Origin of the sequence: Leptotrichia sp. oral taxon 847 (genome assembly GCF_001553645.1) — a bacterium.
Lineage (GTDB): Bacteria > Fusobacteriota > Fusobacteriia > Fusobacteriales > Leptotrichiaceae > Leptotrichia.
In genome coordinates this window covers 1416584-1432279 of record NZ_CP014231.1, presented here as the reverse complement: position 1 = coordinate 1432279, position 15696 = coordinate 1416584, and the positions used below count along the sequence as shown (strand labels likewise).

General features: G+C 31.4%; 10 protein-coding genes. 2 read left to right on the top strand and 8 right to left on the bottom strand.

Annotated features, from left to right (window positions below; all coding sequences use genetic code 11):
• Window positions 1-95: 95 nt before the first annotated feature.
• From AXF11_RS06635 to AXF11_RS06610, 6 genes are all read right to left on the bottom strand, one after another.
• Window positions 96-4466: an autotransporter domain-containing protein gene (locus tag AXF11_RS06635; protein WP_068156170.1), complete on the bottom strand. Its 4371-nt coding sequence runs from the start codon at window positions 4464-4466 to the stop codon at window positions 96-98.
• Between the two features lie 188 nt (window positions 4467-4654).
• Complete coding sequence (locus AXF11_RS06630) at window positions 4655-6571, bottom strand: autotransporter-associated N-terminal domain-containing protein (protein WP_068156167.1); 1917 nt, start codon at window positions 6569-6571, stop codon at window positions 4655-4657.
• Between the two features lie 688 nt (window positions 6572-7259).
• Window positions 7260-7889: an MliC family protein gene (locus tag AXF11_RS06625; protein WP_068156163.1), complete on the bottom strand. Its 630-nt coding sequence runs from the start codon at window positions 7887-7889 to the stop codon at window positions 7260-7262.
• Between the two features lie 594 nt (window positions 7890-8483).
• Entirely contained in the window at window positions 8484-9902 is a 1419-nt protein-coding gene (locus AXF11_RS06620) for an NADP-dependent glyceraldehyde-3-phosphate dehydrogenase (RefSeq protein WP_068156160.1), read from the bottom strand.
• Window positions 9903-10195: 293 nt separating this feature from the next.
• Window positions 10196-12700 carry a DegV family protein gene (locus AXF11_RS06615; RefSeq protein ID WP_068156157.1) on the bottom strand — a complete coding sequence of 835 codons (2505 nt, stop codon included), beginning with the start codon at window positions 12698-12700 and terminating at the stop codon, window positions 10196-10198.
• A 44-nt stretch (window positions 12701-12744) separates the two neighbouring features.
• Window positions 12745-13242, bottom strand: coding sequence for a KdsC family phosphatase (locus AXF11_RS06610; protein WP_068156154.1), 498 nt, complete (start codon window positions 13240-13242; stop codon window positions 12745-12747).
• A gap of 308 nt (window positions 13243-13550) precedes the next feature.
• Here AXF11_RS06610 and AXF11_RS06605 point away from each other — a divergent pair, with 308 nt between their 5' ends.
• Together AXF11_RS06605 and tpx are read left to right on the top strand one after the other, a co-directional pair.
• Window positions 13551-13928: an ArsR/SmtB family transcription factor gene (locus tag AXF11_RS06605; protein WP_082729391.1), complete on the top strand. Its 378-nt coding sequence runs from the start codon at window positions 13551-13553 to the stop codon at window positions 13926-13928.
• 64 nt (window positions 13929-13992) lie between these two features.
• On the top strand, window positions 13993-14508 hold the full coding sequence (gene tpx / locus AXF11_RS06600) for a thiol peroxidase (protein WP_068156150.1): 516 nt from the start codon (window positions 13993-13995) through the stop codon (window positions 14506-14508).
• Window positions 14509-14825: 317 nt separating this feature from the next.
• On the opposite strand, the gene AXF11_RS06595 is transcribed toward tpx, so the two are convergent.
• Both AXF11_RS06595 and AXF11_RS06590 read right to left on the bottom strand, forming a co-directional pair.
• Window positions 14826-15221 (bottom strand): adhesion protein FadA, encoded by a 396-nt coding sequence (locus AXF11_RS06595; RefSeq protein WP_068156148.1) that lies wholly within the window; start codon window positions 15219-15221, stop codon window positions 14826-14828.
• 1 nt (window position 15222) lies between these two features.
• Window positions 15223-15660 carry an adhesion protein FadA gene (locus AXF11_RS06590; RefSeq protein WP_068156145.1) on the bottom strand — a complete coding sequence of 146 codons (438 nt, stop codon included), beginning with the start codon at window positions 15658-15660 and terminating at the stop codon, window positions 15223-15225.
• Window positions 15661-15696: the final 36 nt, after the last annotated feature.

The window sequence follows — 15696 nt, the reverse complement described above, 5'->3', positions numbered from 1 at the left end:
CTCTAATATAGATTTTTTAAATCTAAAAAGAGTTATTTCTTTGTTTTATATTATGACTAATAATTTAAACCATTTTTATTACGGTAACTAGTCTTCTAGTAAATTAATCTAAGTCCTAGTCCACCTCTGACATTGTTGCCTTTAGTGTCGTATCCAGCATTTACTGTCACTCCGAATCTTGTGTTGTCAACTCCAATGTTCAAGTCAAACTTGCCGTTTCCTCTTCTGCCTTCCTTTTCTTTTTCCAAGTTATACCAGTCGGCTGTTGTATATCTTACTTTTGCTCTGTTTCCTTTTTGAAGTTTTCCAATTTCGTTTTCGTAAGCTGCTGATAATCCTACTGTCAAATTTGTTCTTACTGCTAACGGCTGAACATACTTGAATTCCATTCCGACTTCCGGCTTAACTGAGAAGTAGTCGTTCCCTTTTACTTCCAGTCTCATCTGTCCGCTGTCTTCCTTTATGCCTGTAAATCTTCCATATTCCATCTTCAATGCTCCAAATGGACGTAAATGTGTTCTTTCACTCATTCTTATGTCATATCCCAGTTCATTTTTAAGAGCAAGCCCATAAGAATTATAATTTGATTTCACTTCAAACACATCGTCCACTATCCAGTATTTACGTTTCATGCTGTTAATTCCATAGAACGCATCTCCAGCAATTGTCCATTGCAATGCCCCGTTATGGTCGCCTTCTGGTGACATTGTCTTAAACACCCCGGCTTTAAGCATTGTCTGGTCTTCTCTTGATTTTCCTAAGTCTTTAAATCTGAATCTATTTGTTACAGCTCCTGCGTACCATCCGCTTGAGTTACCCATCTTAATTTTTTCATCTTCATGAACATAGGCTACACCATACGCATTGCTCTTATAATCGATAATTCCCGCTGTATCGGTATTATATTCATCTCTTGCACCAAATACTTTAATTTTGTTGTTTTGCTTAGTCGGATTTCTCCATTCATTTCTTAAATATCCAAATTCATTATCCAAAGTATTTCCAGTGGCGTTGATTCTTTGTTGAACATTTGCATATTGATGTCCTTTCATTTCATCTACAGCCTGTGTAAAGATATGCTGTTCACCTTTTCCAAGATCATTTAATTTATTAAACAGTTCCTTTTCTCTCGTACCAAGCCCTTCAACACCGTATCTTTGTTCCAGTCCATTTAAGAAATTGTAAGTATTAGGATCTTTTGCACTTACAAAGTCTGTATATGGAATTTTAACCAGATATACTTTGTCATACAATCCTGTAGCCGCTGATTTTGTTGGTATTGCTAACCATGTAAGGCTACTTGAATTAGTATTTAACACTGTTCCAGTTGTAACTAAGCTTGCAAGTGCATCGTTATATGGTTTTATTATATTATCTCCTAGTTCTATCGCTCTAGCATTTGTATATCTTGCAGCTTCTGTTCCAAAATACAGGTTAATATCTGTAAGTCCTGCTAAATTACTTAATCCTTGAATAGGATTTGTATATTTTATTCCAGATGTATCAACATACATTCCTACACTTGTTGCTTTAGATCCTGAAGGGAAATTCATAAGCCCTGATTTTGCAAGATCTAATACTGTAACTCCTGAAGGCGATGTAACTGTTACTTCGGTTGCTGAAGGCGAGGCAACATTTGTGTCAACACCTGTTATTGGAACTTGCACTCCATTTATTGTAACTGTTACTGGAGTTGCCTTTGGCGGAACCTTTATTGTTACGCTTCCTTCGACTTTTTCATCAGTTGGCTGTGATTCATATACATTTTTAAAAGATCCTGTATTTACGGCTCCAGGTCCATCTATACCATCAGCAGACACTACACCTTTATCAGTATAAATTCCTATACCTTTATTTCCAGTAATTTGAATTGTACCGTAGTTTTTGAATTTACCTTGATTTGCCACTACAACACCTTTCAAATTATCTCCGTTACCTGTAATAGTACCGTAGTTTTCACCTTCCGCTTCCTGATCGATGTACATACCAATTGTATTTTTACCGCTAAGGTTAATTATTCCTCCAGCGGCATTAATTGCTTTAGAACTTCTTCCAACTGCATACATTCCTATACTATTTTCTTCTGTTACATTAATTGTGCCTTTGTTTATAATAGTTCCTTGATTTCTTGATGAAGTTCCATCATAATAACCTGTTGCCATTCCTATTCCGTATGATTTTGTACTCTTATCAGTTTTACCTACATCAATTGTTGCCCAGTTTGTTGCTGTTCCAGCTGTAGAATATATACCTATATTACCGTTTCCATTTCCAGATTTCAAGTCCATATTTCCATAGTTATCGACTGTTCCGGAAGAGTAGATTCCGTAGTTTCTGTTACCTGTCGCTTTTATTGGAGTATAGTTTTTAATAACTGAAGAATTATTATCAGAATAAGCATAAACAGTTTCATTATCCATAGTTACATTTGAACTTGCATTTGTAGTCAATGTTCCAGGAGCTTTTATTACGTATCCAAATGTCCAGTCCTTAAGATCCATTTTTGAACCGTTATCGTTTATATTTACAGGATTAGTTCCCGCTGTAAATACTCCAACCACTTCCTTACCTTTCACGCTGGCACTTGTTGTAATTTCAGAACCTGAATCCAATGTTACAGTTCCTGTCCCCGCTGTTCCTTTCGAGAATATTCCGACTCCATTTTGAGCAACTTTAATCTTAGAAGTTCCATAAGCATGTATATTTTCTCCATACATTCCATAAGAACTATCTTTTATATCCAATGTACCATAGTTATTCAACGTTACGCTGTCAGCCGTATACATACCGATATTTGGAACATCCGAAGCAGATGAAAGCACTGAATCCCCTACAATAATATTTCCAGTTGCCCAGTTTGTCATGTCTGAATTATTGATTCCATACATTCCAATTTTTGCATTGCTTCCTGTTTTTAGATCAATAGTTCCATAGTTATTTAATGTGGCTTTATCAGCATACATTCCAACGGCTCCAGCTCCAGACATTGTAATTACGCCGTTAGCTTTATTCGTAGCAACACTGTCTGCAACGCTTGACGTACTGTTATTATTTTTTACAAATACACCTTTAGCGCCAGTACCGTCCAATGTTATATTTCCATCATTATTTATAGTTGCTTTTCCTTGGCCAGCTACTCCTCCAAATTCATTTAATACTGGATTTCCAGCAGCATCTTCCCTGTATGCAAGTCCCAAAATACCAATTGAGTTATTTCCGCCTACATTTATATTTCCGCTGTTATTATTAACTTCTGAACCATTTACAGCATAAACTCCCACAGCCTGATCATTCACAGTGTTAGCAGTGTCTGTTTCAACATTCAAAGTTCCGCTGTTTATATTAATCTTACCAAAATTTGCATACAGCCCGATTGCGCCGTCACCTGCATCCGTTCTGTCAACCGTTACAGTTTTACCGTTTACATTAATTCCTGTTTCCGCATTACTTGCAGCCCCAGTGCTTGAACTAATGTCAAGTCCGATAACCGGTGCACCCGAAGCAACATTTTTAATTGTATTGGCATCTGCTGAGCTTAACACTGCTTTTACATCAGCATTTACATCCAATATACTTCTTTGAATTAGCAAATTTCTTGAAAATTTATAGCTTTGTGATGTTGGCGTGCTTACAGCTAGACTCTTATTAAAACTTCCATCTGAACTTAAAGGATCATTATCCAGAATAAATGATTTTCCACCGTTCAACCCTTCAATTACCGCTAATTTATAATTTGGCGCAGCAGTCGCATTAATCATAGTGTTTGTCAATCCTCCTGCAGCAGATAATAACGTACTGTCAAAAGTGCTTAAATTTAATGTAGTCGGATGAGTTACACCCATAAGAATTACATCATTTGAAAGAATTTTTACTGTTGAACCTGTACCAAACGTTACTCCTGATGAATAACTTCCACTTCCTCCGTCAACGACGAATCCAACCGCCTGTCCATCAAGTGTTAATTCTGATCCTGTCATATCAATTTTACCATTATTTAGCGTATAAAGTGCATACCCTTCACCATTATATGAAACCTTTGAATTATTTTGTAAATTTATTGTTCCATTTTTTGCTACAACTGCCGAAGCTCCTCCATTTACACTAATTTTACTTCCATTAAGTGTAACACTATTTGCATCTGAATAAACTCCAACTCCTTTTTTCGTGCTATCAACCACATTAATTGTCAATTTGTCTGGATCTACAAAAGTTCCTACAGTTGTGTTATAAATTCCATTTGCACCATTTTTAGCAGTTATTACAGTATTATTAGTTAATTTAAATGTTCCTGTGTTAAAAATTCCGTTAGATTTTTCTCCGTCGACAGTGATATTTCCTTCTTGGCTAAATGTTCCTAAATTGTAAATAGCAGTGTTGTTTTTCCCTGTCATAGTAACCTTGCTTGCAGTATTAATTCCTGTTCTTCCAGTATCTACTGCTATTCCAATACTATTTTTAGCAGTCATATCAATATCTCCTGCTGTTTCCAGTTCAGCAGCTCCACCACTATCAAACCCTGCTGTTACACCATAAACAGTATCTCCAGAAGTAACTGTTATTTTACCACTTGTGGTTGTTGAAACTTTACCATCTTTTACAGCCTGTAATATTGAATTTCTTTTTCCTGTGTCTACAGAAGTATTTATAGACTTGTCTAATTTAATCTTATTTTTTCACTTCTTATAAGAGCGTTGTCATCTCCAACAGTTATATCTTGTTTTGTTCCAGAAGCATCTGTATAACTTCCTCCAAATCCAATTGCACTTAATTTTGTACCATCTAATGTTATATCATTACCATTTGAATAACCGTTATCAGGCGTTCCTCTTAAAAAACCAATATTTTTTGAACCTCCAACTTTAATATTTATATTTTTAAAATTATCAATAGGATCTCCTGTAGTTTTTCCTTGGAAGATAGCCATTCCTATATTTTCTTCTCCATTTAATATGATTGACCCATTTCCACCATCAACTGTTGACATTTCATCGTAATAAATATCTCCTTTTGAAGAAGGAGTTCCCGCAGGAGCAACTGAATTTGTATAATCTTTTTGTCTATACCCATAACTTTTTTTACCGTCAATTATGATATCTCCTATTCTTACTGAACTATTAGGCCCTTTTTTAGTTGAATCTAAAGCATAAAACCCATAATCAATACCAATACTATTTTTAGCATCACCACTAATAATAATCTTACCATTATTATCCGTCTTAGGATTTTTATTAAATTTATTATGTGATGAAACTCCATAATATTCAGTATCAATCATCATACCTATCATATATGAACCACTACCTAATGTAATATTTCCATTATTTTCAACACTAGAAACTACTTGATTAACTGGATTAGCTCCTCCACCTCCATTACCATTTAATAGTTGATGCTCTATTCCAACTACAGAACTTCCACCATTACTATTTAAAGTAACATTTCCATTAAACTTAAATGTTTTATCTCCTGCCGTTTCATAATAGTCATAAGGATTAACACTTATAAATAATATATTATGATCTGCAGTCGAATTAAGGGAATAATTTCCCGTCATAGTAACATTCATAGGAACTACATGACTAAATACCGCATTCATAATACCATCTGGATTGTAAGGATTAGAAGCTATAGTCATTGTATCAGTAGCTGATATTGTTCCAGCAGGAATTGCTGAGTGAGGCGTAGCAGAAACTCCTGGACTCATAGATAATGCTCCTAGATTTAAAGGATCATAAGTAATTGAACCTGAAGTTAGAGTAGACGTATTATTGGTTACATTAAAATTAGCAATTCCTGTGGCTGTATAATTAGAAAAATTCATTAAATGTATTCCTTGATCTCCATGTAGTTCCGCATCTCTACCTTGCCCAAATCCTTGTGCCTGAAACGTTATTACTGGTGCTTGATTTACAGTTATACTAGGACTTATTGGAGCACTTGGCGCTTCTGGCGCCTTTACTACTCTTGTTGCAAAATTTGGAAAGCCTCCTCCTGCTCCTTGTACTGTAAATCTTGGTGCCACTTTATCTACGCTCTTTGGTGTCAGTGCTGCTGATACGTCCATTGCGGCATTTGGCTCTCTTACCAGTCCTAATGTTGTTGCTCCGTATTTTGTTTCAATTTTTCCTGGGTAAACGCTTCTGTTTACGATTGAGTCATCTCTTTTGTAGACAAAGCTGTCTATCTTGTCCCCTCTGCCTCTATAATGTCCATGCCAGTCATTATAAAAATAATTTATTCCATATTGCCAGCTGCTCCAAGGCGATTTCACTACTTGATCTCCTTGTTCCATAAGCTGTATTAATTCTAAATTTGTATCTCTAAGTAATTTATTATTTTCAGCTCTAGCTCTTTTAAACTGCTGTCTTATATCGCTTATTGAGCTATTTATTTGCTTAGTCTGAGCTGTTATCTCATCCTGAGCAGAAAATGTTAAATTTGAAACGCCAAGCATTACCATTCCTGTCAAAAGGAATGCAATCAGCGCTGATTCTGTGTATTTAAAGTCTTTTACTCTTTTGGCAAAAGCTTTCAAATCTTTTTTGAGTTGTTTTAAATTATTGCTTCCCATAATGATTTCCTTTCAAAAATTTTTTCACATATTTTTTGTATTTTAAAAATTTTTCTGAAAGTAAAAAAATTAAGGAATAGTTTTTTTTAATGAGTGAGTGATAATTCAAAATTTTTTCGCTTTCTATAAAAAATCTTTATCTTACTCTCTAATTTTAGCACAAAAAAAAAAAAAAACAAGTACTTTTTCTAAGAAATTTTAAAAAATATACAACTTTTTTATTTATTTTTTAAAGATTAATCTAAAAATTTATCTAAATCACTAGTTTTACACAAATATTTTTTTATTTTTTTAATAAAAAAGATTTTTTATTTATTTAAAATTATTTTTCTTAATTTTAACCATACTCTTATTTTAATACTATTTCCCATTTAAAAAGCGAATATTTGTTTTAATTATTTGAAAATAAATATTAGGTTTACTCTGCTAAAAAGATTTATAATATATTCGTTATCCAAATGGGGTTTAGTATAAAATCATCACTTGTTAGGAATACATCATGTTTTTACACTACAGCTACTATTTTTTTATTTCTTTTTAGATGCAAAAAAACTGTTTCAAAAAAGCTTCAGACTATTTCAAAACAGTTTTATAAAAATATTTTAACAATCAAAGATTTTGTCAAAAATTTTGTACAATTTATCCTTGAATTATAAGACCTCACAACTTTTTGCTAAAAGTCATAAAATTATTTTTGTTCAAAAGAATAATCTACTCCTGATATTGTAAATATTCCTTCTTTTCCTTTTACGTGAAGACTTACTCCATCAGTATCTTCAAAATACATTCCACTTGCGCTTTTTGCTCTTTTTAAATTATGAACATCTCCGTTAAAATCAGTTACTTTTGCTGTATCATTTCCATATTCAACTTTAATATTTCTATTTTTTAAAGTTTCATCATTTAATCTATAAGTTACAGCTTGTTTTTCAGATGTTGATTTTTTGCCAGCAACTTCACAGCTTTTATCGACTCCTCCAACTGTAAATACTCCTTCATCCCCTTTTACATGAAGGCTCACTCCTTTTCCGTCTTCAAAATATTCTCCACTAGCGCTAACTGCTCTTTTCAAATTATAGACTTTTTTTCCAACTTTTACTTTTGCTATATCATTGTCAAAAAAATCAGCTTTTAAATTACTACTTCCGCAAGTATAATCTTTTGACTCAACTAATTTAGGAGAGTTTTTAGAAACCTTAGTTGTTTTTGTGGTATTTTGTCTAGTTCTTCTCGCATTTCTTGATGCTGCATAACTCACTGAAAAACTTCCTAGAACTATTGCTGCTATTGCCATTGTAATCATTCTTTTTGTTTTCATTTTAATTCCTTCTTTCTAAAACTTATTCTACTAATTTTTAGCATTCTAAATATACATTATATCTCTTTGAATATTAAATGTTTTTAATTATTTTTATATTAGTTTTATTTGGAATTTAAAAGTATTATGTCTATTTTTTCAGAATCTCTACCTTTGTTCCCAATATTGCCGCTACTACTGATACTGTCCTATATTCCGACATTTTATTAAATCCTTTTTTTATTTTATCGTTATTTTCACTTGTTGATTTTGATTATATTTTCTGTAGTTTTTAATAATATTCCTCTTTCAATATTACATCTGTTCTTGGATTAGATAAAATATCAATTTTATTATATTTTATTACCATGTAATCTTCCCAATTTTTAGGAATTATCTTATAATTTGAACTAACCCTTAAAATTTTTATACTAAACCCCATTTGAATAACGAATACATTATAAATCTTTTTAGTAGGTTAAATCTAATATTTATTTTCAAATAATTAGAATAAATATTCGCTTTTTAAACGGGGAATAGTATTAATCTATCAAAAAACTGTTTCAAAAAGACTTTCAAATCTTTTCAAAACAGTTTTATAAAATTCTTTTATATTTAATAATCAAAAACAATTGATTTTATTTTTGTCATACTTTCAATACTGTATTTAATTCCCTGCACTCCGACTCCAGAACCTTTAATTCCTAAGAATGGGAAATTGTCTGGACCTCTTTGGGTTTTGTTATTTATATGAACTGTTCCCACTTCAAGTCTTGATGCAATATCAAACGCTTTTTGATAATCTCTTGTAAATACTGAGGATTGCAACCCGTATTCAGATTCATTACATATTTTAACAGCTTCATCCAAGTTTTTCACTCTTATTATTGGCAAAACTGGTCCGAATGGTTCTTCCCACGCAATTTGCATATCAAGCGTAACATTGTCAAAAACAACTGGCCACAACAAATTTTCTTCCATTTTTACTGGATTTAACGGGATAGCTCCTTTAGCTAGTGCATCTTCCATAAGTCTTTCAATAAAGTCCGCCGCCTTTAAGTCAATTAAAGGAGTTATGTCCGCATTGTCAAATGGATTTCCAACTGTAAGTTTACTTACATTTTCTTTGATTAATCTAGCTAACTCGTCCGCTACTTCTTCAACAACAAGCACCCTTTTAATAGCGGTACATCTCTGTCCAGAATAACTAAACGCTCCACTTACAATATCTTTTGCAGCTTTTTCTAAATTGGCGTCTTCAGCGACAATAGCTCCATCTTTTCCACCTAATTCAAGTAAAATAGGTCTCATTCCAGCTAATTCCCCAATTCTTTTACCAGTTTTAGTACTTCCGGTAAAATTAATAAAATCTACCTCTTTGTGCTCAATTAAATAATCCCCGATTTCAGAACCTTTACCTGTCACTGTATTTAATACTCCTGCAGGAATTCCAGCTTCTTTAAACGCTTTCGCTAGCATAAGTCCACTTATTGCTCCTTGTGTCGGTGGTTTAAACAACACAACATTTCCACCGATTAATGCTGGCGCTATTTTTGAAGCTGATAAGTTTACTGGATAATTAAACGGTGCAATTGCAAGTACAAGTCCCATAGGTTCTCTTCTTACCATCGCAACTTTTCTGTTGCTAGCCGCTTCAAAACTTCCACCTTCAACTATTTCTCCGACTGTTCTAAGTCCTTCTTCAGCTGAATATCTAATCAAATCAGCCGTTCTCACAACTTCTCCAACTGCTGACTTATACCCTTTTGCAACTTCTTTTGTTAAAATTTCGCCAATTATTTCTTTATCCCTTTCCAAAATGTCTGCCGCTTTATATAAATATCTTGCTCTTTCCACAGCTGATAAATTTCGCCAACTCTTTAGCGCTTTTTTTGCCGTTTCCATCGCAATATCTACTTCTTCTCTAGTCATTGATGGAATTGTTCCAATTTCTTCATTGTTTATCGGAGAATAAATAGTAATTTCTTTTGCTGAATGCACCCATTCCCCATTTACTAAATTTTGATATTTCATAAAAACCTCCTTATTTGTTTTTTATGTATTTTGTAAGCTCTCAAAATCTAATTGAAGTTATATAATTTTTTATTTTCATACAAATTTTTACATTTTGTTTACCAAAAAAATCATTTTTTGCTTCAAAAATTTTTCACTTTGAAAATTTTTAATTTTTCACTTATTCGCTTGTGAAATCTAAACTTACTAAAAATTTTCAATAAAATTTAGATAACATCATTATAGCACATTTATTTTTAAATTAATATAGTTTTTTAAAAAAATATTTTGATTACAAAAATATTTATCTTATTCTAACTAAGTCTAGGGAAAACGAAAAGACCATAAACAGGTCCCGCATGCGCTCCAATAACCGCACCAATTTCCCTATTTAAAATAAGTGTACTTATTTTAGGATTGCTTTTAACTTCTGAATAAACTTTCATTACACTGTCCAGTTCAGTTTGAGTTCCACCCCAACCACTCATAACTATTATGCTTTGTTTTTTACTTTCTCTCTCAATATATTTTTCAATATATTTTTGTGCATTTCTTTCACCTAGAACTTTTTTCTCAACAGCAATTTCTCCTTGATTAATTGTCAAAATCGGTTTCATGTTAAGCGCTCCAGCTATTGTAGAACTTGCTTTTCCAATTCTTCCTCCTCTTTCTAAATATTTTAAGTCAGGAATTATCATAAGCAATTTCCCTTTATTTTTAAAATTATTCACCCAATTTACAACTGTTATAAAACTTTCACCTCTTATAGCTTTTCCTGCGGCTCCTAGTACTAAAAATCCTTCTAGTAATGAAACTCCCATACTGTCTATTAGTTCGATGTCGTTTTCTCTATTTGTAAGGCTTCTACCAACTTTTGCCGCCTGTATTGTTCCACTCAATTTTGAAGAAGCATGGATTGAAATTATTTTTTTGTACCCTTTTTCAAAAAGTCTATTGTAAGCGTTTAAAAACTCTTGCGGTGATGGCTGTGAAGTTTTTATATTTGCATTTTTTCCCATCATTTCATGCCAAAACTCTGATGTTGTTATTTCAAACCCATCTTTTAAAAGTTCTCCGTTGATATCAATTTTTAGTGGAACAATTTTTATTGGCAGTTCTTCTATATCTTCTTTTGTCAAATCTGAAATCGAATCTGTCAAAATCGCTATCTCAGGCATTTTTGGATCTTTATTTTCCAAATAGATATAATAATAGTAATTATTTTGATTTCCCTCGATAATTTTAGTTTTTATATTTGCCAATTTAGAGTCAATTCTTTTTTTAGAAGCTTCATCTCTTTGACTTCCGACTACAACTGTCGCTGTAATTGTGTTTTCAGTTATTAATTCATTAAACATCTGATTTACAAGTTCATCCAAAGTTTTTTTAGAATATTTTATCTTCCCGTTTACAAGTCCAATAAAATCATCTTTTTCAATTGTCAAACTCTCAATTTTCGTATCTCTTATAGCTTTTGTGATTTCAATCGAATAGTTTCTTTTAACAGCCTTTCTTATTTCTTCAACTCCGTCTTCTTTATTTTTCAAGTAATAATATCCTTCCAGCATTGTTTTTGTTTCTTGCACGATAACTGTTTTTTTGGATTTCTCAGCCGCTAATTTTGCCGTTGTAATGACATTTTTATTATTTGGCAAAATATAAATATTTCGTTTTTTAACTTTTTCAATCGCATTTAGTATCTCTTGAACACTCGGATTTTTACTTTGTCCACCAAGTATTACAACATCAGCTCCCAATTTCAAAAATTCTTCTTTCAAGTTTTCAGTATCTGCCAAAATTACAAAAGCATTTTTAGTCTTATCAGCTTTTGGATTTTCAAATATTTTTGCTTCATCTTTTTCACTGAAAATTTGCAAATTGTCGTGTTGAAGTCTCATATTTTCAACTTTCATTTTTTCAAGTGGACCGTATTCCAACGCTATTTCAAAAGCTTTTCCTGGATGATTTGTATGAATATGTGTTTTAAACTTTTTGGAAGTTTGAGCAAATACCGCTGAATCTCCCAATTCCAACACTCTTCTTTTGTATTCTTCCGTATCAAAATTTCCATTTAAAATTATAAATTCTGTACAATATTGAAAACGTATACTTTCAGGATCGTGGTCAATATTTGCTATCGTTTTATCAAATTCAGTTTCTTTAACTTGCGACTTTTGCAGCTCAACCAATAAATTTAATTCAGTTGTAACTTTATAAAATCCTTCAAACAAAAAGAAAAGTCCTTTTCCACCAGCATCCACAACTCCTGCTTCTTTCAATTTTGGTAACAGTTCTGGAGTCTCATTAACTGTTTTTTCTCCTGTTTCAACTATTTCTTTCAAGAATATGACCAAATCTTCAATTTTTTCAGAACATTCCACTGCTTTTTCAGATATTTTTCTTATAACAGTAAGAATTGTCCCTTCTATCGGCTCTCCAACCGCATTATAAGCTGTTTCTTTAGCACTTACAAGCGCATTTGCGACATCTTTGGGAAGTAATTTTGTCTTTTCACCAATCCCTCGTAAAAACCCTGTTATCACTTGTGATAAGATTGTTCCTGAATTTCCTCTGGCACCCATAAGTACCGCTTCTTCTACTGTTTCAATAAATTCTTTCATAGTTATTTTTTCATTTGTCTTTTTCTCTAAATCATCTATCATAGAATTTAAAGTCATTGCCATATTACTTCCTGTATCACCATCTGGAACTGGATAAACATTTAATTCATTTAATAGTTCTTCGTGTTTTATTACCCATTTCCCTCCGCCAATAAATAGCATTTTTAGTCTCTTGGCGTCCAAATATTTAACTGCCATCTTTTCCTCCTAAAATAATTTTTTATATTTTTTCTTTTTTTATTCTAAATTAAACATACTTTTAAAAATTTTTCATATAAATTCTCTTTTTTCAAAACAAATTCAATAAACTCTCTCACTGCTCCGTTGCCACCTTTTTTTTCAGAAACAAAATCAACTATTTCTAAAACTTCACTTATAGCATCCGCCGGCGCCGCTGAAAGACCAACTTTTTTTATTATGTTTATATCGTTCAGATCATCACCCATATAAGCGATTTCTTCGCTTTTTAAACCAGTTTGACTCATTATTTCTGTAAGAATCTGTTCTTTTCTATCGTTTTCAGAAAATAAATATTTTATCTTTAATTTTTTTGCACGATACTCCAGAAGTTTTCCTCTTCCACCAGTAACTATACCAAACTCAATCCCTATTTTACGAGCATTCACAATAGCAAAACCATCCTTCACATTAAACTTTTTTATCTCATTTCCGTCATTTCCGTGGTAGACGCCGCCATCTGTAAGTGTCCCGTCAACATCTAATAAAATTAATTTAATCATACTTTTTTTACTCCACTATCCTTTAAATAATATTACTAATATTAATTATTATACCATAATAATATTAATTTATACAATAAATTTTCAACATTTGGATGAAGTAAAAATTTTAGTGTACATTTTAATTTCAATATTTTTTAATTTATTTTGATTACAAGATATTATTTTACTTAGTATAGTTTTTTATGTTTAAGTTTTTATTTATTCCTAAATATCTCATCCTGTCTAATGAAAAGGTTTTTATTGAAAATATAAAAAAAAACGTATATAATAATATAAAGACTTGAAAAGGAGCAAATACAAAAAAATTGAATATAAAAAAGACTAAAGATGAAATTCCTACTTGTGAGACAAAAACTATTCATAACGAAGTTATAAAAAAAGTTAAGAAAAATTTTCCAAAAGAAGAAATAATAATTAACACTGCGGAATTTTTCAAAGTTTTGGGAGATGCTACAAGAATGAAAATATTAAGTGCATTATTTCAAGAAGAAATGTGTGTGTGTGATATTGCGAACTTACTTAATATGACACAATCCGCAATTTCACATCAACTACGTGTTTTAAAACAGACAAGACTTGTAAAATACAGAAAAGAAGGAAAGGTTGTCTATTATTCTCTGGAAGATGAACATGTAAAACATATCGTTGATGAATCCATTTCACATATTTTAGAAAAAAAATAAACTTGAATTCATTTTAAATGTGTGTTAATATTAACTATCTAAAAAAGAAAGGAAAATATAAATTATGAAAGAATATAAAAATAAGGTAACATTCTTAAAAAATCCAGTTACATTACTTGGAAATGAAGTAAAAGTAGGAGATAAAGCACCTGATTTCACTGTTTTAGCTCCTGATTTAAAAGAAGTAAAATTAAGCGACTACCGTGGGAAAGTTGATGTAATTGCGGTATTTCCATCAGTTGATACAGGAGTTTGCGCACTACAGTTGACAAGATTTAACAAAGAAGCAGCAAGTTTTAGCGATGATGTGCAACTATTATCAATTTCAGTTGATCTACCTTTTGCACTTGGAAGATATTGTGCTGACAAAGGAATCAAAAACGCTCTGACTGCTTCAGATCACAGAGATTTAGACTTTGGGAAAAAATATGGCTTTGTAATAAAAGAACTACGGTTACTTGCAAGAGGAACTGTCATCATCGACAAAGACGGCATTATAAAATATGTTGAATATGTTCCTGAAATCAGCGAACATCCAAACTATGAAAAAGCACTGGAAGTAATAAAAGAATTAGTTTAAAAAAAATTTTACTTCAAAATAGCAGAAAAAAATTAATAAATACCTTCTTTTACAATAGTAGGTTGAATAAACCTATTACTATTATATCAGAAGGTATTTTTATACACTTAATTTTTTAATCGAATCTGATTATTTATAAAGTTAACTCTGTTTTTAAATTTTAAAAAATTTTCACAATTAAAATCAAAAATTTTTTTAATCAATTTATAAAGACCATAAAAATTAAAATTTATTTATTTGATTTTACTATTTATTTTCAGTTCTTAAAGTTAATTTTTAATAAAAAAATGTCTCCCCTCTGGGAAACATTTTTTCTACTATCTTAAAGATTTTAATAATTCAAAATTATCAATAATTTTTTGCTGATTAGCGATTTCTTTATCTAATTGATTTCTCAAAGCTTTGTATTCTGAAATTTTTGATTTAAACTCTTTTCCAAAAATGCTTGTTTCAGCTGTTGATTCAATTGTAGAAATTCTTTCATCAATTGTTGCTTGTATTTTTGAATATTCATCTATTTTTTGTTGAGCCGCAGCGGCTTTAGCTTCTTCTTGAGCATATTTCTGATCTTCCATTTTTTGTAAATCAGTTAATTGTTTTTCTAAGTTATTTAAACTATTTTCAATTGAACTTGCTCCTGTTTTTGTAGTAGCTCCAAATGACATACTACTCAATGCTATTACTCCCAATAAAATTGCTAATTTTTTTTTCATATTATTGTTCTCCTTTTAATTCTTCCAATGCTTGGAAATTTTCAACTACAGTTGATAACTTTTTAATTTCTGCATCTAATGCTTTAGCAACATTCTGATATCCTTTTATAACTCCAGAATATTGTGCTTTAAATATTTTAGAATTTGATGCTGCATCAACTTTTGCGATTTTTTCTTCAATTTGAGCTTTCAATGCTTGTTTTTCTTCAAGTTGTTTAGCTGCTACTTCTGCATTTGCTTTAATTTTCGCATATTCTCTATTTTCCATGTCTACTAATCTTGCATATTCAGCTTCTAATTGATTAAATCTACCAACTACTGATTGTGCTGCTGTTGTTTTTGTTGCTTTTCTTTCCGGTTTTGTTTTTGCAGTTCTTGTTGTATTAGCAGAAAATGACATCATACTTAAAACTACAAACAAAATTCCAACTTTTTTCATTTTTGCCTCCTATAAAAATTATCTTTGATTTTCTAT